Below are 22,294 nucleotides of genomic sequence, written 5' to 3'. Positions count from 1 at the left end.
GGGATGCGCGATGGAGCGGATCGACCGGGTGACGGTGCCGCCGCCGGACGAGGCGGCGACACGGGCCGCGCGCGAGGCGGGGCTCGGGGTGTATCTGCGCGGCTTCCGGGCGCGGCACGGGGACGGTGCGCAGGAGTTACGGGGGCGGGGGCGCCGTTGTCTGCCGGTGCTGCTGCTCGCGGCGGCCGGTCTGGCGCTGCCCGCGCTCGCCACCCGGTGGGCGGGGCCCTGGCTGGGGATCCCGCTGCTGCTCGTACCGTTCGGGGCGCTCGGCTGGTTCCTGTGGCGCGCCTTCCGCCCGCCGGCGCCGCCCGCGCTGCGGCCCGGCGAGTACGTGTACCTGTACGAGCGGGGTCTGGTGTGTCCGGGCGAGGCGGGCGAGGCGCGGGCGGTGCCCTGGCGGTCCGTCACGGCGATGCACCAGGACGTGACCCGCACCTACGTCAACGGCGGCTACACCGGCACCCACTACGCCTACCGGCTGCTGACCGACGGGCGGGCGGGGGTCACCGTCGGCGGGTTCCTCAACGAGGAGGTCGTGGCGCGGCCGGCGGACTCGCAGATCCGCGAGCTGGCCCAGATCGTCCTCGACGAGACGGTGCGCCGTGCGCTGCAGCCGGCGGTGACCGCCCTGGAGGCGGGCGAGCGGGTCCCGTTCGGCGAGGTCGCGCTCGCCGGCGAGGGCATCGCGCTGCCGTCGGGGACAGCGCCGTGGGAGCGGGTGCGGGGCTGCGAGTGGCGCGGGGACGGCCTGGTGGTGGTGCGCACGGCGGGCGCGGGCCGCTGGGCACGGGAGGCGAAGGACATCCCCGATTTCCCGGTGTTCTGGACGCTGGTGAAGGAACTGTTCCCGCAGGCCCGGGAGTTCCGCCGCTGACGGTTCACCCGATCGGGTGCCTGGTCAGCCCTCAGGAGCTGGCGCCGAGGGTCGCGTACCGCACGTACGCGACGAGCGCCGCGCACGGCCCGGTCCGGGTGCATCTGCTCTCCGTGGATCTGCGGGCCGAGGGCGTGGAGGTGGACCTGCTGCATCCGGGGGCGGTGGCGGCGCGGGCGCCGCTGTCGGAGCTGGCGGACGCGCGCGGGGCGATCGCCGGGGTGAACGGGGACTTCTTCCACATCTCGGAGGCGCAGCACCCGGGCGTGGACGCCACCGGCGCGCCGGTCGGCCCGGCGATCGGCGGGGGCCGGGAGCTGAAGGCGGCCGTCCCGGCGGGGCAGCGGTTCGGTCCGGCGCTGCCGCCGGGGACCGACACGCGTGAGGTGTTCGGGGTGGGTGCGGACCACCGGGCGCGGATGGGCCGGCTCGCCCTGGACGGCGCGGTCACCGACCCGGCGGGCTCGTTCCCGCTGGGCGGGCTGAACCAGTACGCGCTGCCGGTGGGCTCGGTCGGTGTCTTCACCGCCGACTGGGGCGCCGCCTCGCGGGCGCGGGCGGTGTGCGGGACGGACAGCGACCGGGCGGCGGCGTGCTCGGCGGAGACGTACGAGGTGACGGTGCGCGCCGGACGGGTGGTCGCGGTCGCGGACGCCCCGGGGCGCGGCCAGGTCGCCGAGGGCACCGAGGTCCTGGTGGGCCGGGAGGAGGGTGCCCGGCGGTTACGGGCGCTGGCAGTCGGCGACCGGGTGCGGGTGCGGCACCGCCTTGTCGCGGAGAGCGCGGGCGTGCCGTACCGCTTCGCGGTGGGCGGCTTTCCGCTGCTGCGGGACGGGACACCGCTGCCCGGCCTGGACGCGGTGACGGCGGCCGTGCGGACCGCGGCGGGGATCACCCACGGCGGGCGCGGGCTGCTCCTGATGGCCCTGGACGGCGCGCCGGGCCTCCGGGCGGGCATGACGCAGGCCGAGGTGGCGGCGCTGTTCGCCGGGTCCGGGGCGAGCGAGGCGTTCGGCCTGGACGGCGGGGGCTCGTCGACGCTGGTCGGGCGGGCGGCGGGCGAGCCCGCGGTGACGGTGCGCAACCATCCCAGCGGGGGCGCCGAGCGGCCGGTGCCGAACGGCATCGGAGTCTTCTCCGGCGGCTGAGGTGCCGGGACTCCGGCCCGGCTACCGTGCGTCACCGAGCGGGCCGGGACGGACCTGGCTAGCGTGGCAGGCGAGACAAGGACGTCATCGAGCGGAAGAGAGAGTCTCGTCATGGCCTCACGACCTGAAGGCACGCCGGTCTGGACCGACGCGATGTTCACCGACCTCGAGGGTGCCAAGGAGTTCTACGGCGACGTGCTGGGCTGGACCTTCGGCGAAGCCTCCTCGGAGTTCGGCAACTACACGCAGGCCCTCAAGAACGGCAAGGCGGTCGCGGCGGTGGTGCCGCCGATGCCCGGGCAGGACGGCGAGGCGCAGTCGGCCTGGTGTCTGTACTTCGCCTCGCCCGACGTCGCCGCCACCGCCGAGAAGATCAAGGGCGCGGGCGGCACGCTGCTGATGGAGCCCATGCAGGTCGGCGACTTCGGCTCCATGTGCCTCGCGCAGGACCCGACGGGCACGGTGTTCGGCGTCTGGCAGGCCGGTCAGCACGAGGGCTTCGAGCTGCAGGGCGAGACGGGCAGCTTCGTGTGGGCCGAGGTGTTCACGCGGGAGCCGGCGAAGGCGGACGCCTTCTACACGACGGTGTTCGGCTACGGCTCGAAGAAGATGAAGGACGACCAGATCGACTACCGGATCTTCGATCTGGGCGCCGATCCGTTGCTCGGCCGGATGGTGATGACGGCGGACGACTTCCCGCCGGAGATCCCCTCGTACATCCAGATCTACTTCGGCGTGGACAACTGCGACAAGGCCGTCGAGAAGGCGGAGGCGGCCGGCGGCCGCAAGGTCTTCGGCCCGATGGACAGCCCCTTCGGGCGCTTCGCGGCGCTGCTCGATCCGCAGGGCGCGGCGTTCGCGGTGATCGACGTGCGGACGACGGTCGGCGAGATGCCCGAGATGGAGTGACCTCGCCCTCCGCCACGCGAGGGTGCCCGGGACCGCGGGGTCCCGGGCACCCCTGTGCATGAAGGGTGGGGCGGCCGCATCAGGTGCCGTCGTGGACGGCGACGATGCCGTTGAAGACGCCGGCGTACGCGGTGCCGTCGGGGCCGATCGTGATCGGCGCCCAGTTGTTGTCGTAGGCGGGGCCGGTGCCGGTCAGCCGCGACCAGGCCCGGGCGCCGGTGCGGAAGTCGACGGCGGTCAGGTACCAGGCGTCGATGCCGAGGGGGTGGGGCCGCTTCTCGTAGAAGTAGAGCAGCCCGTTGGCGGTGGAGAGCTTGGGGACGGTGGACGGCGAGCGGACGTCGCTCTCCCAGACGGTGTCGCAGCCGCTGCCGTCGGGGCGCACGTCGACGCGGGTGACGCCGCCGACGACGCTGCGGCCGAAGGTCAGGGTGGTGGGGTTCTCGTAGCCGTAGTTGTTCTCGACGACGAGGCTGTTCCCCCAGCTGATCAGGGAGTTGTCGGTGGTGGAGGCGCCGGCGCCGAAGACCGGGACCTTGCAGACCAGCCGGTCGGCGGGGGCGACGTCGGTGCCGCGCCGGTAGACGAGGACGTTCATGCGGTCGTCGGCGTTGTCGGTGATGGCGACGTACCGGGCGCCGTGCTGGCCGAACAGGTCGGGTGTGGTGCCCGAACCCTGGTTCACGGAGCCGGGCTTGGTGCCGGTGCCCCGGTCGTAGCTCTGCCGCCACTGGACGCGCGGGGTGCCGTCGGCGTCGGCGCGGAAGCTGTAGAGGGCGTGGTCGGAGACGATCGACACGCCGTCCTCGGCGACGGAGAAGGAGTTCTGGATCTCCTCGCCGTCCAGCCGGATCGCCCGCAGGGCGCCGGTGCCGGGGTCGACGGTGCCGACCCGGCCGAGGCGGGTGACCCACCAGATGCGGCCCTGCCAGTCGGGCATCACCGAGGTGACCGGGTCGCAGACGCCACTGGGGAAGAGGTTGGTCCAGCTGACGCAGTCGTGCGGGACGAGCGGGGTGAGGTCCCAGTCGTCCTCGACGGCGAACTCCCAGGTGCCGTCCGGCTTCTGGCGGTGCGCGATGCGCAGCACGTGCTGGCGGGAGTCGGCGAGGACGACCCGGTCGCGGTCGTCGAGGTAGAAGTAGGCGCCGCCGGAGGTGTCCTTGAAGATCTTCCCGAAGTCGAGCCGGGTGACGGCCTCGACGGTCGAGGAGCGCTGCGGCAGCTTGTACTCGGCGAGGGTGTCGAGGGTGTGCGGGTCGAGCAGTTTGAGCAGGAAGCCGCTGAAGGTGCCGCACACGGTGACGAGCCGGCCGCCGGCGTCGAAGGTGGCGGTGGCGCACTCGCCGCCGAGCGGGGCGATCTTCTCGCTGGTCACCTGCGGGTTGCGCCCGAGCGGGCCCGGGTAGGGGTGGGTGCCGCTGCCGGCGGCGTCGGCGTGCATGCCGCTGCGCCCGTTGGGTGCGAGGTACGGGTGCTGGGGCGGGGCCTCGGCGGGGACCGGCCGCGCGGTGGCGGGGGCGCCGAGGTAGGAGTCGACGAGGCGGTGTCCCGGGGCGAGCGGGATCTCGTCGGCGAGGGCGACGGGGGTGGAGAGCGCGAGCACGGTCGCGCTCAGCGCGGCGACCAGCGCGAGGGTGCGGGCCCGCAGGTCGGGGGGTCGGGTGGTCAATGCGGCTCCTCGGGTCCGTGCGTACGAAGGTCGCGCCGGTCGACGAAGCTAGGCCCGAGTGCGTGAGATGTACATGGAAGTGCCCGCCGTTTCATGGGCACTTCACGCGTGCGCAACGGTCAGGGTTTGAGGTTGGAGACCACGTTGGCGGTCGCGGCGACCCCGTTCTGGATGGTCGGCGCCATGCTGGTGCTGGCCAGGAAGAAGCCGAGCAGGGCGCAGACGATGGCGTGCGAGACCTTCAGGCCGCCGTTGCGGAGAAAGATCACGGCCAGGATCAGCAGCAGCAGGACGACGGATACGGAAATGGCCACCGGGCTCACCCTCCTTGCGCCGCACCGGAATTGCGGCGTTCGGCGGACAGTGTGACGGAAGGGACGATCCGGACGGCGGTATGGCGTGGCGGCCATCCGGGTGACGTTCCGGAGCAGGCCGTTCCCTAGCCGTTGGCCAGGGCTTTCGTGAGCTGGTCCCAGTCGGCGGTGCGGTCGGTCCAGCGTTCGAGGAGGACCCGGTCGTGGCCGACGGCGAGCAGTCCGGCGCCGGTCTCCGCCCGGTAGTTCTCGACGGCGGCGACGAGCGCCGCCGTGGTCGAGGCGTCGAGCATCGCGGTCATCTCGTCGCAGATCAGCCAGCGGGGCCGGAGCACCAGGGCGCGGGCCAGGCAGGCGCGTTGCAGTTGTCCGTCGCTGACCTCGTGCGGGCGTCGGGCGAGCAGGTCGGGGGTGAGGCCGACGGCGGGGACGAGCGCGTCGAGGCGTTCGGGGATCTCGTCGCGGCGCCCGGTGGCGCGCAGCGGCTCGGCGATCAGGTCGGCGAGCCGCAGGCGCGGGTCGGCGGAGAGCCGCGGCTGCTGGAACACCACGCCGATGGCGGTGCGCAGGGCGCGCGGGGCGCGGTGGCGCCAGCCGCGTACCTCGGTGCCGTCGACCACGACCCGCCCGGCGTCGGGTTGGTGCAGCAGGGCGGCGACCCGGGCGAGGGTGGACTTGCCGCAGCCGCTGGGGCCGAGCAGGCCGACGGACTCGCCGGCGGCGACGGTGAGCGAGACTTCGCGGACGACGGGCGCGCGCCGCTCGTAGCCGGCGGTGACGGAGTGGAGTTCAAGCACGGACGGCTCCCGGAGCTCCGTGGGGGTGGTGGCAGGCGACGCCGGCCCGGAACGCGGGCCGCTGCGCGCACGCCTCGGTGGCGCGGGCGCAGCGCGGGGCGAAGGCGCAGCCCTCGGGCAGGTCCGACAGCTCGGGCGGGAACCCGGGGATCGGGGTGAACTCCCGTTCCGGGAGGGCGTCGAGCAGACCGCGGGCGTACGGGTGGCGGGGGCCGGGCGCGCCGAAGAAGCGGTCGGCGGGGGCGAGTTCGACCATCCGTCCGGCGTACATGACGGCGACCCGGTCGGCGACCCGGCGGGCCGCCGCGAGGTCGTGGGTGATGAGCAGCAGCGCCTTGCCGCGGTCGGCGTGCCGGCGCAGTTCGTCGGCGGTGCGGTCGACGAGGGCGCGGTCGAGTCCGGTGGTGGGTTCGTCGGCGAGCAGCAGCGGCGCGTCGCCGATCAGCGCGAGCGCGGTGGCGGCGCGCTGCGCGAGCCCGCCGGACAGCTCGTGCGGGTGCCGGTCGAGATGCCCGGCCGGGAACGCGGCCCGCTCGGCCGCGGCCTCGGCCGCCGCGCGCCGCTCGCCCCGCCGGGTGCCGGTGAGCGCCCGTACCGTCTCCTCCAGATGCGCCCGTACCGTACGCACCGGTGTGAGGTGGGCGGCGGGGCTCTGCGGTACGAGCCCGATGCGCCGGCCCCGTACGGTGCGGGCGAGGGTCTTCTCGTCGGCGGCGAGCAGATCCGTACCGTCGAGGAGGGCGCTGCCGGAGGTCTCGGCGTTCCCGGGCAGCAGCCCGAGCAGGGCGGAGGCGAGGACAGACTTGCCGCAGCCGCTCTCGCCGACCAGGGCGAGGCACTCCCCCGCCGCGAGGTCGAAGTCGGCGTCGGTGACGGCGGCGACCTCGCGTCCGCCGCGCAGCCGGAAGCGGACGGTGAGGCCGCGCACGCTGAGCAGGGCGTCCTCGGCCCGCTCGGCGGAGACGGCCCGGAGGGCGCGGAGCACATGGTCGGCGGTCACAGCATCAGCTCCGATCGGCGGCGCGGGTTCAGCCGGTCGCGCCAGACGCCGGCGAGGCCCGCGACGGCGAGGGTGGGGGCGATGAGGAGGAGGCCGGGGAAGAGGGTGGGCCACCAGTGGCCGGTGAGGAGAGAGGAGCGGGCGGTCTGGACGAGGTTGCCGAGGCTGGCCTGGTGGCTGGGGAGGCCCAGGCCGAGGAAGGACAGGGCGGACTCGTGCCACATGGCGTGCGGGATCATCAGCACGGCGGCGAGGCCGGCCTGCGGGAGGACGGCGGGGAGCAGATGGCGGACGGCGATCCGCCATCGGGTGGCGCCGCCGGAGATCGCCGCGTCGACGAACGGCCGGGAGCGCAGGGACAGCACCTCGGAGCGGACGATGCGGGCGGTGGAGAGCCAGTGGGTGAGGGCCACGGAGACGATCACCGGCCAGACCCCGGGTCGGAACATGGCCACGACGAAGATCCCGAGCAGCAGGTGCGGCACGGAGGAGAAGGCGTCGACGATCCGCATGAGGAGGCGGTCGGCGCGGCCGCCGAGCGCGCCGGCCGTCGCGCCGACGGCGGTGCCGATGACGGTGGCGACGAGGGCGGCGACCAGTCCGACGAGGAGCGAGACGCGCAGTCCGTAGACGCAGCGGAGCAGCAGGTCGCGGCCGACGTCGTCGGTGCCGAAGGGGTGTGCCCAGGAGGGCGGGAGGAGTTTGGCGCCGAGGTCGACGGCCTGCTGGTCGAGGGGGACGAGCGGCGGGACCAGGAGGACGGCGAGGACGACGGTGCCGGTGACGAGGGCGGAGCTCCAGAGCCGGAGGCGCCGGGTGCGGGGGTCAGCCATCGAAGCCCACCCTGGGGTCGGCGAGCCCGTACAGGAGGTCGGAGAGCAGGTTGCCGAGCAGGACGGCGGCGGTGGCGAGCACGGTGAGCGCGGCGAGCAGCGGGAAGTCGGCGGAGACGGCGGCCTGCACGGTGGCGGCGGCGATGCCGGGCCAGCTGAAGACGGTCTCCACGAGGAGGGCGCCGGTGATGAGTTCGGGGATCCGGGAGCCGACGAGGGTGAGCATGGGGAGCATTCCGGAGCGCAGGGCGTGGCCGGTGAGGACGGTGCGTTCGGCGAGGCCGCGCGCGCGGGCGCCGCGTACCGGGTCCTCGTCGAGGGCGTCGCCGACGCCCTGGCGTACGTACAGGAAGAACCAGGGCAGTTGGGAGAGGCCGAGGACGAGGGCCGGCAGCACCAGGTGGGTGGCGACCTGTCCGGCGGTGACGGTGTCGCCCGCGGTGTCGGTGAGGCCGCCGGGCGGCAGCGCGCCGAGTTCGAGGGCGAAGAACCAGACGGCGAGGAGGCCGAGCCAGAAGGCGGGGGCGGCTTCCAGGGTGTACGCGAGCGAGGACACGGCCCGGTCGAGCAGGCCGCCGCGGCGGCGGGCGGCCAGGACGCCGAGGAGGGTGCCGAGCAGGATCGCGACGAGGAAGGCCGTGCCGGCGAGGAGCGCGGACCAGCCGATGCGTTCGGCGACGACGTCGGCGACCGGCTGGCGCATGACGCCGGAGTCGCCGAGGTCGCCGCGCAGGGCGTGGCCGAGCCACTCCCACCAGCGGGTGTACCAGGGGCGGTCGGCGCCGAGGTTGGCGCGCAGCTGGTCGAGGTTCTCCTGCGAGGCGGTGAGTCCGGCGGTGCCGGCGTAGGCCTTCACGGGGTCGAAGGGGGAGGCGGCGGCGACGGCGAAGACCGCGAGGGTGACGCCGAGGAGGACGGGGACGGCGGCGAGCGCGCGCCGTGCCGCCATCCGGGCCATGGGCCGGAGCGGGAGAGCGCAGGTCACTGCTTCGGCGTCCAGTCCTCGACGTTCCACCAGGGGCCGGAGCCGAGTCCGTGCTCGTGGGGTTCGACCTGGGTGGTGAGGCGGCCGGCGGCGGTGGTCCAGCGGTCGGCGACGACGTAGACGTGGGCGACGTGGGTGAGGAAGGTGTAGCCGGGGTTCTTCACCAGTTCGCGCTGGACGGTGTCGTAGGCGGCGCGGCGGCGCGCTGGGTCACTGGTGCGGCGGCCGTCCTCCAGGGCGCGGTCGACGGCCGGACTGGCGTACGAGGCCATGTTGTTGAAGCCGTCGCCCGCGAGCTCGGACTTGAGCAGGAGGTACTGGTCGAAGTCGGGGTCGCCGGGCGCGCCGCCGCCGGCGAGGACGGCGTCGGTCTTCATCCGGGGTTCGATGACCTCCCAGGTGCCGGCCTGGGTGGCGATCTCGATGCCGGCCTTCTTGGCGTCGGAGGCGTAGGCGAGGGCGTGGTCCTGGCGGAGCTTGTCGCCGGAGAGGTACCAGAGGGGGAAGGCGGCGCGGACGCCGTTCTTGACGCGGACGCCGTCGGGGCCGGGCTTCCAGCCGGCCTCGTCGAGGATCTTCCGGGCGCCGGCGAGGTCGTGGCGGCGTTCGGTGCCCTTCGCGAACCAGGGGCTGTCGGTGGGCACCGGGCCGTAGGCGGGTTTGCCGGCGCCTTCGAGGATCTTGTCGACCATGGTCTGCCGGTCGACCGCGAGGTCGAGGGCGCGGCGGACGGCCACGTCGCCGGCGACCCGGTTGCGGCTGGGCAGGGTCACGGTGCGGTAGTCGAAGGTGGTGGCGGTGTGCGCCTTCCGGGTCTTGTCGGCCCTGAATCCGGCGGCGAGGTTCGGCGGCAGGATCGCGGCGTCGAGGTCGCCGGCGCGCAGCCGGGTGGCGCGCACGTCGTCGTCCTTGACGACGGCCATGGTGAACTTCTCGACCGCCGGTGCGCCGCCCCAGTAGTGGGGGTTGGCGCGGAAGGTGAGCTTCTCGCCCCTGGTCCAGCCGGTGAGGATGTATGGACCGGTGCCGATGGGGCGGGTGGTGAAGGGGCCGCTGTTGACGTCCTGCTTGCCGGCGATGTGTTCGGGGGCGATGGCGAGGACGGTGCGCCGGGCGAAGGGCGCGTAGGGGTACTTCAAGGTGAAGACGACGGTGTCGTCGCCGGTGGCGCGCACGTCCTTGAGGGCGTCGAGTTCGCTGCGGGACGGGTTGTTGGTCTTCGGGTCGAGCACCGCCCGGTAGGTGAAGACGACGTCGCGGGCGGTGAAGGGCGTGCCGTCGCTGAAGGTGACGCCCTTGCGCAGCGTGTACGTGTAGGTGAGGCCGTCGGCGCTGACCGTGGGCAGTGCGGTGGCGAGGGCGGGCCGCAGCCGCATGCCGGCGTCGAGGGCGAGCAGCCCGTCGAAGATCTTGGAGTTGCCGTCCTTGCCGTAGCCGAGGAGCGGGCTGAGGGTGTCGGGTTCGGCGGCGATGCCGACGACCGCGGAGTCACGGGGGCCGCCCGCGCCGTTGCCGGCGCCGTCGGGGTTCGCGCAGGCCGCCGCGGTGAGGGCCGTCACCCCCGTGAGGATCGCGGCGGTCGCACGGCGGACGGGTCGGGCGGCCATGAAGTCCACACCCCTCTTGAAGATCAACTGCTATTGCGAATACCTCGCAATTAAACAGTATATAGAGGGGTGTGGACTCCGGCGCCCCTTACCCCGGGGCGGGCAGGTCGACCAGGGCGGCGATCACGTCCCGGTGCCGGCCGGCCGAACCGAGCGCGGTCTGCGCGGACTTGGCCCGCTTCAGCGCCAGGTGCGCCGGGTGCTCCCAGGTCATGCCGATGCCGCCGTGCAGCTGGACGCACTCCTCGGCGGCGTGCACGGCGACCTTCGCGCAGTACGCCTGGGCGACGGCGACGGTCAGCTCGGTGTCCGGAGCGCCGGTGGCCAGCGCGTCGGCGGCGGCGCGGGCCACCGCCCTGGCCCCCACCAGCTCCAGCCACAGCTGCGCCATCCGGTGCTTGAGCGCCTGGAAGGAGCCGATCGGCCGGTTGAACTGGTGGCGCTCCTTGGTGTGCCGGACGGTCTCCTCCAGGCACCAGGCGGCGAGCCCGAGTTGCTCGGAGGCGAGCAGCCCGGCACCGGCGAGCAGCCCGCGCCGGACCGCCGCCCCGCCGGTCTCCGGTCCGGCGAGCCGGGTCCCGGCGACGCCCGTGGTGTCGACGACGGCCAGCGGACGGGTCAGGTCGAGCGGCACCTGCGGAGTGATCCGGGCCTCGGCGGCCGGCACGGCGTACAGCCCGTCGGCGCGCGGCACGAGCAGCACGTCGGCGGCGGCCGCGTCGGCGACGGCCGGCACCGGACCGTCGGTCACCGGGTCGGCGCCCGGCGCGGTGGACAGCGGCACGGCGAGCACGGCGGTCTTCTCGCCGGCCGCGAGCGCGCCGAGGAGTTCCGCGACCGGGCCGCCCTCGTCGGCGCCGAGCGCGAGCAGCGTCTCGGTCGCCACGACGGCACTGGTGAGGTACGGGGCGGGGGTCACGGCCCGGCCCAGCTCCTCCAGGACCACGGCGGCCTCGCGGTGGCTCGCGCCCTGGCCGCCCAGCTTCTCGGGCACGAGCAGTCCGGCGGCGCCGATGCCGCCGGCGAGGGCGTCCCAGAGACCGGGGAGGTACGGGGCCTCGCCCTCGATCCGGGCGAGCAGCGTCTGCGGGTCCGCCCGGTCGGCGAGCAGCGAGCGGACGGCGGCGCGCAGGTCCTCCTCGGCCTCGGAGTAGAGCAGATCGAGCTGGGCGGCCACCGGCTTCGGCGTCTCGGTCATCGGGCGAGGTCCTTCCAGGCGACGTCCTTGTCGTTGCGGGGCTCGGGCGGCAGTCCGAGGACCCGCTCGGCCACGATGTTGAGCAGCACCTCGGTGGTGCCGCCCTCGATCGAGTTGCCCTTGGCGCGCAGATAGCGGTAGCCCGCGTCGCGGCCGGTGAAGTCGACGAGATCGGGCCGGACCATCGTCCAGTCGCCGTACAACAGGCCCTCGTCGCCGAGGAGTTCGACCTCCAGGGCGCTGATGGCCTGGTTGAGCCGGGCGAAGCCGAGCTTCATCGCGCTGCCCTCGGGTCCGGGCTGGCCGGCCACCAGCTGCTGGCGGAGGCGTTCGCCGGTGAGCCGGGCGACCTCGGCGTCCACCCACAGGTCGAGCAGCCGCCGGTGCAGGTCGTGGGTGCGCAGCTCGGGGCGGGCCCGCCAGGTGGCGGCGGCCTTGCCGATCATGCCGCCCTCGCGGGGGATGCGGGCGCCGCCGATGGAGACCCGCTCGTTCATGAGGGTGGTCTGGGCGACCCGCCAGCCGTCGCCGACCTCGCCGAGGCGGTGGGCGTCGGGGATGCGCACGTTCGTGAGGAAGACCTCGTTGAACTCGGCCTCGCCGGTGATCTGGCGCAGCGGCCGGACCTCTACGCCGGGGTCGGTCATGTCGCAGACGAAGTACGTGATGCCGCGGTGCTTGGGCAGGTCGGGGTCGGTGCGGGCGATGAGGATCGCCCAGCGGGCCACATGGGCGCTGGAGGTCCACACCTTCTGCCCGTTGATCACCCAGTCCTCGCCGTCGCGGACGGCGCGGGTGCCGAGCGCGGCGAGGTCGGAGCCGGCGCCGGGCTCGCTGAAGAGCTGGCACCAGACCTCCTCGCCGACCCAGAGCGGCTTCAGGAAGCGCTCCTTGACGGCGTCGGAGCCGAATTCGAGGAGGGTGGGGGCGGCCATGCCGAGGCCGATGCCGATCCGGCGGGGGTCGTTGTCGGGGGCGCCTGCGGCGGCGAGTTCGGCGTCGACGACGGCCTGCAGGGAGCGCGGGGCGCCGAGTCCGCCGAGGCCCACCGGGTAGTGCACCCAGGCGAGGCCGGCGTCGAAGCGGGCACGCAGGAAGTCGGTGCGGTCGGTGGTGGCGGGCGGGTGCTCGGCGAGCAACCGGCGGGTGCGGTCGAGGAGTTCGGCGGCGTCGGGGGCCAGGGCCTTGTCTCCGCTCATGCGCGGGCTCCTTCCGGGAGGACGACGAGCCGGCCGGTGGTGACGCCCTCGGAGAGCCGCTGCACGGCGTCGGCGGCGCCCGCGAAGGGCACCCGCTCGCTCACGTACGGCTTGATCCGGCCCTTGGCGGCGAGCTCGGTCAGGGTCTCGTGGCAGCGCAGGACGGCGGCCGGGTCCTTGAGGTTGTACAAGCCCCAGTGCAGGCCCAGGATCGAGTAGTTCTTCACCAGGGCGTGGTTGAGGGCGGGGGCGGGCACGGTGCCGCTGGCGAAGCCGACGACGACGATCCGGCCCTCGAAGGCGACCAGCTTGGCGGACTGCTGGTAGGCCGCGCCGCCGACCGGGTCGTAGATCACGTCGGCGCCGCGGCCGCCGGTGGCCTCCTTGACGGCCGCGACGACGTCCTCGGCGTGCCGGTCGACGACCGTGTCGCAGCCCAGCTCGCGGGCCACGGCGGCCTTGTCGGCGCCGCCGACGACGCCGATGACGGTGGCGCCGGCCGCCTTGCCGAGCTGGACGGCGGCGCTGCCCACGCCGCCCGCGGCGGCGTGCACGAGCAGCGTCTCGCCCTCCTTCAGGGCGGCCCTGCGGTGCAGCCCGAACCACCCGGTCTGGTAGCCGATGTGCAGGGCGGCGGCCTCGGCGTCGTCCAGGGCCTCCGGCGCGGGGAGCAGCGCGGCGGCGTCGGCGACGGCGTACCCGGCGAGACCGCCGTACGGGAGGGCGGGGGTGGCGATGACCCGGCGGCCGTCCTCGGTCTCGGCGCAGATCTCCACGCCGGGGGTGAAGGGCAGCGGGGGCCGCACCTGGTACTGGCCGCGGCAGAGCAGCGCGTCGGGGAAGTTGAGGCCGGTGGCCCGGACCTTCAGGAGCACCTGCCCCGGCCCGGGCTCGGGCGCCGCGACCTCGTCGAGCTGCATCACCTCGCCCGGCTCGCCGTTCTCGTGCACTCGCCATGCCTGCATCGGGGGCCTCCACGTGCCGTCGTGCGTCCTGCGCGGTCGACCGCATACTAAGCGGTCGCTTGGGCCGTGGGGAACAGGCTCTCAGGACTTCTTCGGCCGGGCCCGTACATGCATCCGCTCGCCCTGCGGGCCGAACAGGCTCAGGAACTCCACCGGCCGGTCCCCCGCCGGGCCGAACCAGTGCGGCACCCGGGTGTCGAACTCCGCCGCCTCGCCGGCGCCCAGCTCCACGTCGTGGTCGCCGAGCACCAGGCGCAGCCGCCCGGAGAGCACGTACAGCCACTCGTAGCCCTCGTGCACCCGGGGATCGGGCTGCTCGGCACCGGGCTCCTGGAGCACCTTGTACGCCTGGAGGCCGCCGGGCTGGCGGGTGAGCGGGTACAGGGTGCGGCCGTGGCGGCGGATCGGCTTGGCCTTCACCCGGGGGTCGCCGACCGGGGGCGCGCCGACGAGCTCGTCGAGCGGGACCTGGTGGGCGCGGGCGATCGGGAGCAGCAGCTCCAGGCTGGGCTTGCGCTGCCCCGACTCCAGGCGGGAGAGGGTGCTCACGGAGATGCCGGTGGAGGCGGAGAGGTCGGCCAGGGTGGCGTCGCGCTCGCGGCGGATGCGGCGCAGGCGGGGGCCGACCTCGGTGAGGACGTCGTCGATGCGGTCGTCGCCGGTGCGGTCGTCAGCGGTGTGGTCGTCAGCGGTCATGCTCTTCATTGCAGAAACGGCAACTTTGTTTGTCAAGCGGGTGCGGGCCCGGCGATCCTCGCGGCATGAACGCACACAGCTCGCAGCACGAGAACGGATTCGCGTACGAGGACGAGTACGACGTGGTGGTGGTCGGCGGCGGCGCGGCCGGCCTGAGCGCGGCCCTGGTCCTGGGCCGGGCCCGCCGCCGCACCCTGGTCGTCGACGCGGGAGAGCCGCGCAACGCTCCCGCCGCCCATATGCAGGGCTATCTCGGCCTCGACGGCACGAGCCCGGCCGAGCTCCTGGCGACCGGACGCGAGGAGATCGCCGCGTACGGGGTGGAGTGGACGAAGGGCCTGGTCACCGCCGCGACGCCGACGCCGGCGCCCGGCGAGGGCTTCGCGGTGGACCTGGCGGACGGGCGCCGGGTGCGGGCGCGGCGGCTCGTCGTCACCACGGGCCTGGTGGACGAGCTGCCCGACCTGGCCGGGGTGGCCGAGCGCTGGGGCCGGGACGTCATCCACTGCCCGTACTGCCACGGCTGGGAGGTGCGCGACCGGGCCTTCGGTGTGCTCGCCCACCCCGTGATGCCGGCCCACCAGGCCCTGATGGTCTCCCAGTGGTCCCCCGACGTCACGCTCTTCCTCCACACCGCCCCCGAGCCCTCCCCCGAGGACACGGCCCGGCTCGCGGCGGCCGGGGTCACGGTGGTGACCGGCGAGGTCGCCGGGATCGTCGTCGAGGACGACCGGCTGACCGGCGTGCGGATGGCCGACGGCCGGATCGTCCCCCGCGAGATCCTCTTCGTCGGCACCCGCACCGTCCCCCGCGACGGCCTTCTCACCGCCCTCGGCGCCGACACCCACGAGACCCCTCTCGGCCGCTTCGTCACCATCGACGACTCCGGCCGCACCTCCGTCCCGGGCGTCTGGGCCGCCGGAAACGCGATCGGCCCCTTCGAACAGGTCGTGAACGCGGCCAGTGGCGGCTACCGCGCGGCGGCCGCGATCAACGCCGACCTCCTGATGACGGACCTGGACCGGCGGGTGGCGGAGGGCGCGGGCGCGCGGGGCGCCTGAGGGGCGTCGGGTCGGCGCCGGGTCGGGACCTGGCGCCGACCCGAGGGAACCCGCACCCCCTTCCGGGCGTGCACCCGGGGCCGGTGCGCTGCGCCGTGCGGATGAAACCCGGCGGGCGGGGCTGCGCCCGCCCCGGCCGAGGGCGAGGATCGGCCATGGTGGCCGGAAACCCCGGCCCCGTACGGCGCCCACGGCACCGCGCGGCCTCCCACCCGGAAGGACGGGACCCACCCCATGCTCGGTACGGACTTCATCACCGGCTCCCCCGACTGGCTCGACCTCGGCAGCCCGGACACGGCCGCCGCCGCCCAGTTCTACGGCCGGGTCTTCGGCTGGGACTTCGCCTCGGCGGGACCCGACGCCGGTGGCTACGGCTTCTTCCAGCAGGACGGCAAGACCGTCGCGGCGCTCGGCCCGCTGACGGAGGAGGGCGCGAGCAGCGCCTGGACGGTCTACTTCCAGACCCCGGACGCGGAGGCGACCGCGCAGGCGGCGGAGAAGGCGGGCGGGACGGTGCGCGCGGCGGCGTTCGACGTGATGGACGCGGGGCGGATGGCCTCGCTGACCGACCCGGCGGGCGCCCAGTTCGCGGTGTGGCAGCCGAACACCGTCAAGGGCCTGGAGCGCACCTCGCAGAACGACACCCTGGTCTGGGTCGAGCTGCACGTGCCCGACCCGGAGACCACCCTCGGCTTCTACCAGGGCCTGTTCGGCTGGCGCTGGCAGGAGATGGAGTCCTCGGGCATGACGTACCGGGTGCTGCTGACCGCCGAGGGCGAGCCCCAGGACGCCTCGTTCGGAGGGGCGGCGCCGCGCCAGGAGGGCATGGACAAGTCGATGTGGGTGCCGTACTTCATGGTGGCGGACGCGGACCGCACCTCGGTGACGGTGCAGGAGAACGGCGGCTCGGTGCTGCTGCCGCCCTCGGACGTCCCGGACGTCGGCCGGCTCGCCTGGTTCACGGACCCGTTCGGCGCGCCGTTCGCGGTGCTGCGGCCCGACCCGAACATGTAGGCGCGGCCGGGCCGCGTTCGCCGCGTGACCGCCCTAGCGGGGGAACACCTCGAACGCGACGGCCGGACGGCCGCCGAAGCGGGCCGCGGCCCGTCCGGTGGACTCCGCGACGAACGAGCGGCAGTACGTGTCGACGTCCTGGTCGGTCAGCGCCTCGATGTAGGTGCGGTGGGCGCGCAGCGAGCGGGTGGCACGCTCCAGGCCGGGGCCGGCGTCGACGGCGTGGGTGGGCAGGTTCGAACCGGCGACGGCGACCCAGCGGACCCCGTTCCAGGGGTCCAGGCCCTGCTCGGTGAGTTCGGGGAAGATCCAGCGGTTGCCCGCGTCGGCGGCCGCGTCGAGGACGGCGCGGCCGACGGCCTTGTGGTCGGGGGTGTTCCAGAAGCCGCCGGGCTCGGGGCCCCACGTGTCGCGGTGGTTGAGGGTGATGACCAGTTCCGGCCGGTGCCGGCGGATCGCGGCGGCGATGTCACGGCGCAGCCCGAGCCCGTACTCGACGACGCCGTCGCGGTGGTCGAGGAACTCCACGCTCGTCACGCCCACGATCGCGGCGCTCTCGCGCTGCTCGCGTTCGCGCAGCGGGGCGCAGGTGGCCGGGTCGAGGGTGTCGATGCCGGCCTCGCCGCGGGTGACCAGGAGGTAGCCGACCTCCTTGCCCTGGTCGGTCCAGCCGGCGACGGCGGCGGCGCAGCCGTACTCCAGGTCGTCGGGGTGGGCGACGACGGCGAGCGCGCGCTGCCAGTCGGCGGGCATCTCGGCCAGCGGCTGGGCCTGTTCGGTGTTCTGGCTGTTCTCGCCGTTCTCGCTGTTCTCGCTGTTCTCGCTCATGGGGGCAGGATACGAGCCGGGCCCCGCCGTGATCCGTAGAACAGGCGCTACCGGGCGCCGGCGAGGATCACCGAGCGGGTCAGGTTGCGCGGGCGGTCGGGGTTGAGGCCGCGGCGGGCGGCGAGGGCGACGGCGAGGCGCTGGGCGCGCACCAGGCCGGCCACCGGGTCGACGGCGTCGGCGACGAACTGGGCGCCGGTGGCGTCGACTTCGTCGGCGAGGCCGGGCGGGACCGGGCCGAGGCACCAGACCAGGCTGCCGGGGTCGCTGATGCTGATGGGGCCGTGGCGGTACTCCATCGCCGGGTACGACTCGGTCCAGGCGCGGGCCGCCTCGCGCAGCTTGAGCGCGGCCTCGTCGGCGAGGCCGACGGTCCAGCCGGTGCCGAGGAAGGTGAACTGGCCGTGCTTCTCCCAGGCGGTGGGCAGCGGCTCGTACAGGGCGAGTTCGGCGTCGGCGATGGAGGGGCCGAGGTCGACGCCGAGCGCGGCGCGCAGGAGTTGCAGCGCGGTGGTGGCGAACCGGGTCTGGACGACGGAGCGTTCGTCGGCGAAGCCGAGGTCGACGACGGCGTCGGCGTGGTGGCCGGCCGGGCTGTCGGGGACACCGGTGAGGGCGACGGTGGGGATCAGGCCGGCGGCGCGGGCGAGGAGTCCGGCGACCTCGGTGGTGGTGCCGGAGCGGGTGAGGGCGACGATCCGGTCGTAGCCGCGGCCGAGCGGGGTCGGGTCGGAAGCCGGGAAGGCATCGGTCTCGCCGGCGCCGAGGGACTCGCGCAGCGCGGCGTAGGCGCGGGCGATGAAGTACGAGGTGCCGCAGCCGACGACGGCGATCCGCTCGCCCGTCCGGGGCAGCGGGTCGGCCCGCTCGGCGGCGAGTTCGGCGGCCCGCCGCCAGCAGTCGGGCTGGCTCGCGATCTCGTTCTCGACGTGGGTGGTCATGTCCGTCCTCTCTCGGCGCGGTGAGCCGCCCGTCGAGGGGCCGGGGGCTCGGACGGATTTCTATCCCGGCGGACCGCAGCGCAGCCATGAGCAATCAGTGAGCACCGCTTGGACTTTTGTGCGCACCGGCGGCGAGTCCGGCAGCGGATACGGCGGCGGGCGCGGCGCCGCAGGAGGCGCGGACCACGAGCCGGGGCCGCAGCTGCACCTGGTGCAGCGGGGAGGCGTCGCCCTCGGCGAGGCGGCGCAGCAGGATCTGCGCGGCGAGCCGGCCGACCTGGAACTTGGGCGGGGAGACGGCGGTCAGCGGGGTCTCGGCGACATCGGCGAGCTCGTTGTCGTACGAGATCAGGGCGAGGTCGTCGGGGACCCTGAGCCCGGCGCGGCGGGCGGCGGCGAGCACGAGCGCGGCCTCGCGGTCGCCGAAGCAGAGCGCGGCGGTGACCCGGGCGGCGCGCAGCGCGGCGACGGCGGCGTCGGCGCGGTCGGCGTGCCACTCGCCCATGGTCGCGCGCTCGCAGTGCGGTGCGGGCAGGTGCAGGTCGGCGACGGCGCGGGCGAAGCCGGACTCGAGGGGTGCGGTGGTGGGGGCGTCGGAGCGGACCAGGAGGCCGAGCCGGCGGTGGCCGAGGCCGCGCAGGTGCCGCACGGCGTCGTAGGCGCCGCCCTCGTGGTCGGTGCAGACGTGTTCGGTGGGGTCGCCGGGTCCGTGGGCGGCGAGCCGCCGTTCGACGAGGACGGCGGGCACGGGCAGAGCGAGCAGTTCCTCGGCGCGCCGGCCCGGGTCGGTGGCGGTGTGCAGGGTGGGCACGAGGAGCAGTCCGTGGACGCCGGAGCCGAGCAGCCGGGCGACGGCGGCGTCCTCCTCGGCAGGGTCGTAGTGGGAGCAGGCGAGGACCAACCGGGCTCCGGCGGCGGTGAGTTCCTGCTCGATGCCGTGCAGCACCCGGGGGTAGTAGAAGGCGGTGTCGGGGACGAGGACGCCGACCACGGTGCGGCCGCCGCGCGGTTCCTCGGGGTGCGCGGCGGCGAAGGTGCCCGCGCCCTGGCGGCGTTCGACCAGGCCGAGGGCGACCAGCTCCTCGTACGCGCGGCGGACCGTCGTCACGGAGACGCCGGTGTCGGCGGCGAGGGCGCGCTCGGTGGGCAGTTTGCTGCCCGGCGGCCAGGTGCCGTCCAGCATGCCCTGGCGCAGCCGGGCCGTCAGGGCGCGGAACTTCAGCTCGCGTCCGGACGACGGCACGGGGATCCCGCCGGGTGTCACCGGTCCCCCTGCGGCCAACGGTCCCCCAGGTGCTCGAACGGGCGGCGGGCGATCGCCGATTGCTCACCGATTGCGCGCGCATCCTATCCCCGGGCGCGGGCGGCGGACCCCGGCGCGGAGCGACCGGTTCCGCCACCCGCGCCCGGGGCCGTCGCCGCGCTCAGACCTCGTCGCGGACCAGGGCGAGGAGCCGGTCGAGGACGCGCGGGCCGCCGGCCCGGACGCCGTCGTGCTCGAACTCGTCGGTGACCCAGGTGCGCAGGCCCCGGATGGTCCGGGCGGTGCGCAGGGAGTGGGCGGTGTCCACGTACATGTCGTCGTGGTAGACGGCGGCGGCGACCGGCACCTCGTTGGCGGCGAGCCGGGCCGGGTCGTAGAGCGGCGCCCAGTCGGCGCGGGCGGCCAGGTGCTCGGCGGTCTCGCGCAGCGGGGCGAGCGCCGGGTCGGTGGCGAAGTGCCAGGGGTGGATGCTCTCGCCGGTGAGCATGACCGGTCCGTCGCCGGTGAGCGCCTTGGCCGCGTCGAAGGCGGGGAACTCGGCGCGGACCCGCTCGGCGGCCCAGTCCGTGGCGCCGTGGCCGTGGCCCGGACCCTGGGCGTAGATGGCCTCGTGGAGCACGGCGTAGAGCGGGTGTCCGGCGAAGGAGAGCTGGGCCCGGACGGCTTCCAGGAAGGCGTCGGAGAGCGCGGGGCCGGCGGGGGTGGGGACGAAGGCGTCCTCCAGGAGCAGATGGAGCTGGTGGGTGCCCTGGCCGGTACCGAGGAGGATGCCGAGGGACTGGAAGGCCTCGGGGGTGAGGGTGCCGCCGCCGGGCAGGGCGGCGGGCCGTTCCTGCAGGTGCGCGACGATCGCCCGGACCCGCTCGACGTCGTCGGGGTAACGGGCGTAGTGCGCCTCGTTCTTGCGCAGGATCCTGGGGTACGCGGCCCGGTAGACCTCGTCGGCGGTGGCGCCGAGCGAGGGCAGGCCTCCGGTGATGAGGACGGTGGCGAGGCCCTCGGGCGCGGTGGAGAGGTAGTGGGTGGCGCAGAAACCGCCGAAGCTCTGGCCGAGGACGGTCCACGGGGCGCCGCCGGTCAGCTCGCGGCGGATCAGTTCGCAGTCCTTGACGATGGAGTCGGCGCGGAAGTGGGCCAGATAGGCGGCCTGCCCGCGCGGAGTGCCGCGGAGCGGCAGGGTCTGCCGGTTGGCGGGGGTGGAGCGGCCGGTGCCGCGCTGGTCCAGGAGCAGCACGCGGAACTCGCGCACGGCGCGCCCGAGCCAGGCCTGCGGGCCGATGAAGCGGCGGGCGCCGAAGCCGGGGCCGCCCTCCAGGTACAGCAGCCAGGGCAGGTCGTTGCGGTCGGCCTTGTCCCTCGCGACGACCTCGCGTCCGTACAGCTCGATCGTCTCGCCGTCGGGGCGGGCGTGGTCGAGGGGGACGGTGTAGTGGCGGTCGGTGAGGACGAGTTCCGGCTGACGGTACGTGGACACGGCGTACGGCTCCTGTTCGTGTGCGCCCCCGCCAGGACAGTGGATCACATGACGGGGGCGCACGCCGCCCAAGGTCCGGAAGGCCGTGGGGCCGGAAGCGGCGGATCAGCGCTGGAGCACCGCGATGACGTTCTTCGCGGAGTCGGTGAACCAGGCGATGGCGGGCCCGCGCTCGTCCCGGCAGATGCCCTTCGCGTCGAACTCGAAGCCCTCGTAGCGCTGGAACTCGACGCCCTTGTCGGCGAGGGCGTCGACGGCGACGTCGATGTCGTCGACCTGGAAGTTCAGGACGGTGAAGCTCGCCGGGCTGTGCGCGTCGCCCTTCGGGTAGACCATGACCCTCGCGCCGCCGGCGAGGGTGAGGAACAGCATCCGCATCTCCCCGGTGCCCTCCACGTCGGCCTGGAGGCCGAGGGTGTCGCCGTAGAAGGCGCGGGCCGCGTCGAGGTCGTCGACCGAGAAGCTGCTGAATGCCGTGGTGCTGCCGAACAACACGGGTGATCTCCCTTCGGTGGGGCGTCTGCTGACGTCCCCACAGGGCACCACGGCCCGGGCGCCCGGCCGCCCCCGCCACGCGGAAACGGCCGGATGGTCCCCCGGCTGTCACCCTCGGGTGACCGTGCCCGGAGGGGCGGGGGCCCAGGGGCCTCAGGGCGCGATCGGCAGGCTGCGCTTGTGGTCGGTGAGCCGGTAGCGGCGCACGATCGCGTCGAAGGCGGCCTCGCCGACCGGCTTGCCCTCCAGGAAGTCGTCGATCTCGTCGTACGTCACGCCGAGCGCGTCCTCGTCGGGCTTGCCCGGGTCCAGGGTCTCCAGGTCGGCCGTCGGGGTCTTCCACACCAGCTCGGCGGGGGCGCCGAGCTCGGCCGCGACCGCGCGCACCCGGCGCTTGGTGAGACCGGTGAGCGGGACGAGGTCGGCGGCGCCGTCGCCGTACTTGGTGAAGAAGCCGGAGACCGCCTCGGCGGCGTGGTCGGTGCCGACCACGAGGCCGTCGTGCGCGCCGGCCACCGCGTACTGGGCGATCATCCGCTGGCGGGCCTTGATGTTGCCCTGGACGAAGTCCTGGTGGTGCGCGTCGCGGAAGGAGACGCCGGCGGCCAGGGCCGCGTCGAGGGCGGCGTCGCTGGCGGGCTTCACGTCCACGGTGAGGACCTGGTCGGCCTCGATGAAGCCGAGGGCGAGCTGGGCGTCGTGCTCGTCGGCCTGGACGCCGTAGGGCAGCCGCATCGCGTAGAACACGGCCTCGTGGCCGGCAGCCCGGGCCCGCTCGACGGCCAGCTGGCAGAGCCGGCCCGCGGTGGTGGAGTCGACGCCGCCGCTGATGCCGAGGACCAGGGAGCGCAGACCGGTGGAGGTGAGGCGCTCGGCGAGGAAGGCCACCCGGCGCTCGATCTCCGCATTCGGGTCGAAGGTCTCGCCGACCTCCAGCTCCCGGGCGATCTGCTGCTGCAGGGCGGCGGTGGTCTCCGGGTCGGTCACGGAATGCTCCTCGGTGCTGCGGTGTCTGGC

22 protein-coding genes are annotated in these 22,294 nt (G+C 74.5%); 5 read left to right on the top strand and 17 right to left on the bottom strand.

Annotation, left to right across the window (positions count from 1 at the left end; translation table 11 throughout):
* Positions 1–10 precede the first annotated feature (10 nt).
* From JAO84_RS33700 to JAO84_RS33690, 3 genes are all read left to right on the top strand, one after another.
* Positions 11–877, top strand: coding sequence for a DUF6585 family protein (locus JAO84_RS33700; RefSeq protein ID WP_370416246.1), 867 nt, complete (start codon positions 11–13; stop codon positions 875–877).
* Entirely contained in the window at positions 874–2,025 is a 1,152-nt protein-coding gene (locus tag JAO84_RS33695; protein WP_370416942.1) for a phosphodiester glycosidase family protein, read from the top strand. Before JAO84_RS33700 ends, JAO84_RS33695 begins: the two co-directional genes overlap by 4 nt.
* 111 nt (positions 2,026–2,136) lie before the next feature.
* Positions 2,137–2,934, top strand: coding sequence for a VOC family protein (locus tag JAO84_RS33690; RefSeq protein WP_265863590.1), 798 nt, complete (start codon positions 2,137–2,139; stop codon positions 2,932–2,934).
* Positions 2,935–3,013: 79 nt separating this feature from the next.
* Here the strand turns inward: JAO84_RS33690 and JAO84_RS33685 are convergent, their stop codons facing one another.
* The 11 genes from JAO84_RS33685 to JAO84_RS33635 all read right to left on the bottom strand — a co-directional run bounded on the left by JAO84_RS33685 (position 3,014) and on the right by JAO84_RS33635 (position 14,200).
* On the bottom strand, positions 3,014–4,606 hold the full coding sequence (locus JAO84_RS33685; RefSeq protein WP_370416245.1) for a hypothetical protein: 1,593 nt from the start codon (positions 4,604–4,606) through the stop codon (positions 3,014–3,016).
* Between the two features lie 119 nt (positions 4,607–4,725).
* Positions 4,726–4,920, bottom strand: coding sequence for a hypothetical protein (locus JAO84_RS33680; protein WP_370416244.1), 195 nt, complete (start codon positions 4,918–4,920; stop codon positions 4,726–4,728).
* Positions 4,921–5,045: 125 nt separating this feature from the next.
* Positions 5,046–5,717 carry an ABC transporter ATP-binding protein gene (locus JAO84_RS33675; RefSeq protein ID WP_370416243.1) on the bottom strand — a complete coding sequence of 224 codons (672 nt, stop codon included), beginning with the start codon at positions 5,715–5,717 and terminating at the stop codon, positions 5,046–5,048.
* Positions 5,710–6,702, bottom strand: coding sequence for an ABC transporter ATP-binding protein (locus JAO84_RS33670; protein WP_370416941.1), 993 nt, complete (start codon positions 6,700–6,702; stop codon positions 5,710–5,712). The genes JAO84_RS33675 and JAO84_RS33670 overlap by 8 nt, the downstream gene beginning before the upstream one ends.
* A gap of 11 nt (positions 6,703–6,713) precedes the next feature.
* A complete protein-coding gene (locus JAO84_RS33665) occupies positions 6,714–7,550 on the bottom strand; it encodes an ABC transporter permease (protein WP_370416242.1) in 837 nt (278 codons plus the stop codon).
* The gene (locus JAO84_RS33660) at positions 7,543–8,508 is read right to left on the bottom strand and encodes an ABC transporter permease (RefSeq protein ID WP_370416241.1); all 966 of its coding nucleotides are present in this window, start codon (positions 8,506–8,508) and stop codon (positions 7,543–7,545) included. Before JAO84_RS33660 ends, JAO84_RS33665 begins: the two co-directional genes overlap by 8 nt.
* A 23-nt stretch (positions 8,509–8,531) precedes the next feature.
* Positions 8,532–10,142 (bottom strand): ABC transporter substrate-binding protein, encoded by a 1,611-nt coding sequence (locus JAO84_RS33655; protein ID WP_370416240.1) that lies wholly within the window; start codon positions 10,140–10,142, stop codon positions 8,532–8,534.
* A gap of 88 nt (positions 10,143–10,230) precedes the next feature.
* Complete coding sequence (locus tag JAO84_RS33650) at positions 10,231–11,340, bottom strand: acyl-CoA dehydrogenase family protein (RefSeq protein ID WP_370416239.1); 1,110 nt, start codon at positions 11,338–11,340, stop codon at positions 10,231–10,233.
* Entirely contained in the window at positions 11,337–12,539 is a 1,203-nt protein-coding gene (locus JAO84_RS33645; protein ID WP_370416238.1) for an acyl-CoA dehydrogenase family protein, read from the bottom strand. Before JAO84_RS33645 ends, JAO84_RS33650 begins: the two co-directional genes overlap by 4 nt.
* Positions 12,536–13,504, bottom strand: a complete 969-nt coding sequence (locus tag JAO84_RS33640; RefSeq protein ID WP_370416237.1) for an NADPH:quinone oxidoreductase family protein — start codon at positions 13,502–13,504, stop codon at positions 12,536–12,538. The genes JAO84_RS33645 and JAO84_RS33640 overlap by 4 nt, the downstream gene beginning before the upstream one ends.
* Before the next feature lie 81 nt (positions 13,505–13,585).
* Positions 13,586–14,200 (bottom strand): helix-turn-helix domain-containing protein, encoded by a 615-nt coding sequence (locus tag JAO84_RS33635; protein WP_370416236.1) that lies wholly within the window; start codon positions 14,198–14,200, stop codon positions 13,586–13,588.
* Between the two features lie 65 nt (positions 14,201–14,265).
* On the opposite strand from JAO84_RS33635, the gene JAO84_RS33630 reads away from it, so the two are divergent.
* Together JAO84_RS33630 and JAO84_RS33625 are read left to right on the top strand one after the other, a co-directional pair.
* Complete coding sequence (locus tag JAO84_RS33630) at positions 14,266–15,261, top strand: NAD(P)/FAD-dependent oxidoreductase (RefSeq protein WP_370416235.1); 996 nt, start codon at positions 14,266–14,268, stop codon at positions 15,259–15,261.
* 234 nt (positions 15,262–15,495) lie between these two features.
* Complete coding sequence (locus tag JAO84_RS33625) at positions 15,496–16,275, top strand: VOC family protein (RefSeq protein ID WP_370416234.1); 780 nt, start codon at positions 15,496–15,498, stop codon at positions 16,273–16,275.
* Between the two features lie 33 nt (positions 16,276–16,308).
* Here JAO84_RS33625 and JAO84_RS33620 read toward each other — a convergent pair whose 3' ends face one another.
* From JAO84_RS33620 to nadE, 6 genes are all read right to left on the bottom strand, one after another.
* Entirely contained in the window at positions 16,309–17,028 is a 720-nt protein-coding gene (locus JAO84_RS33620; RefSeq protein WP_370416940.1) for a PIG-L deacetylase family protein, read from the bottom strand.
* A 122-nt stretch (positions 17,029–17,150) separates the two neighbouring features.
* Positions 17,151–18,044: an SIS domain-containing protein gene (locus JAO84_RS33615; protein ID WP_370416233.1), complete on the bottom strand. Its 894-nt coding sequence runs from the start codon at positions 18,042–18,044 to the stop codon at positions 17,151–17,153.
* 94 nt (positions 18,045–18,138) lie between these two features.
* Entirely contained in the window at positions 18,139–19,287 is a 1,149-nt protein-coding gene (locus JAO84_RS33610) for a substrate-binding domain-containing protein (RefSeq protein ID WP_370416232.1), read from the bottom strand.
* Positions 19,288–19,468: 181 nt separating this feature from the next.
* On the bottom strand, positions 19,469–20,782 hold the full coding sequence (locus JAO84_RS33605) for an alpha/beta fold hydrolase (protein WP_370416231.1): 1,314 nt from the start codon (positions 20,780–20,782) through the stop codon (positions 19,469–19,471).
* A 105-nt stretch (positions 20,783–20,887) separates the two neighbouring features.
* Positions 20,888–21,274, bottom strand: a complete 387-nt coding sequence (locus tag JAO84_RS33600; RefSeq protein ID WP_265863704.1) for a VOC family protein — start codon at positions 21,272–21,274, stop codon at positions 20,888–20,890.
* Between the two features lie 156 nt (positions 21,275–21,430).
* Positions 21,431–22,264: an ammonia-dependent NAD(+) synthetase gene (nadE, locus tag JAO84_RS33595; RefSeq protein WP_370416230.1), complete on the bottom strand. Its 834-nt coding sequence runs from the start codon at positions 22,262–22,264 to the stop codon at positions 21,431–21,433.
* Between the last annotated feature and the right edge of the window lie 30 nt (positions 22,265–22,294).

Origin of the sequence: Streptomyces fradiae (assembly GCF_041270065.1) — a bacterium.
In the GTDB taxonomy this organism is placed as follows: Bacteria; Actinomycetota; Actinomycetes; order Streptomycetales; family Streptomycetaceae; genus Streptomyces.
This window is presented reverse-complemented; position numbering and strand designations above follow the sequence as displayed.

Excerpts from the sequence above, each read along its gene's own strand:
- JAO84_RS33700 (WP_370416246.1), top strand. The coding sequence starts at position 11 with ATGGAGCGGATCGACCGGGTGACGGTGCCGCCGCCGGACGAGGCGGCG.
- JAO84_RS33690 (WP_265863590.1), top strand. The coding sequence starts at position 2,137 with ATGGCCTCACGACCTGAAGGCACGCCGGTCTGGACCGACGCGATGTTC.
- JAO84_RS33665 (WP_370416242.1), bottom strand. The coding sequence starts at position 7,550 with ATGGCTGACCCCCGCACCCGGCGCCTCCGGCTCTGGAGCTCCGCCCTC.
- JAO84_RS33660 (WP_370416241.1), bottom strand. The coding sequence starts at position 8,508 with ATGGCCCGGATGGCGGCACGGCGCGCGCTCGCCGCCGTCCCCGTCCTC.
- JAO84_RS33655 (WP_370416240.1), bottom strand. The coding sequence starts at position 10,142 with ATGGCCGCCCGACCCGTCCGCCGTGCGACCGCCGCGATCCTCACGGGG.
- JAO84_RS33650 (WP_370416239.1), bottom strand. The coding sequence starts at position 11,340 with ATGACCGAGACGCCGAAGCCGGTGGCCGCCCAGCTCGATCTGCTCTAC.
- JAO84_RS33645 (WP_370416238.1), bottom strand. The coding sequence starts at position 12,539 with ATGAGCGGAGACAAGGCCCTGGCCCCCGACGCCGCCGAACTCCTCGAC.
- JAO84_RS33640 (WP_370416237.1), bottom strand. The coding sequence starts at position 13,504 with ATGCAGGCATGGCGAGTGCACGAGAACGGCGAGCCGGGCGAGGTGATG.
- JAO84_RS33635 (WP_370416236.1), bottom strand. The coding sequence starts at position 14,200 with ATGACCGCTGACGACCACACCGCTGACGACCGCACCGGCGACGACCGC.
- JAO84_RS33630 (WP_370416235.1), top strand. The coding sequence starts at position 14,266 with ATGAACGCACACAGCTCGCAGCACGAGAACGGATTCGCGTACGAGGAC.
- JAO84_RS33625 (WP_370416234.1), top strand. The coding sequence starts at position 15,496 with ATGCTCGGTACGGACTTCATCACCGGCTCCCCCGACTGGCTCGACCTC.
- JAO84_RS33620 (WP_370416940.1), bottom strand. The coding sequence starts at position 17,028 with ATGCCCGCCGACTGGCAGCGCGCGCTCGCCGTCGTCGCCCACCCCGAC.
- JAO84_RS33615 (WP_370416233.1), bottom strand. The coding sequence starts at position 18,044 with ATGACCACCCACGTCGAGAACGAGATCGCGAGCCAGCCCGACTGCTGG.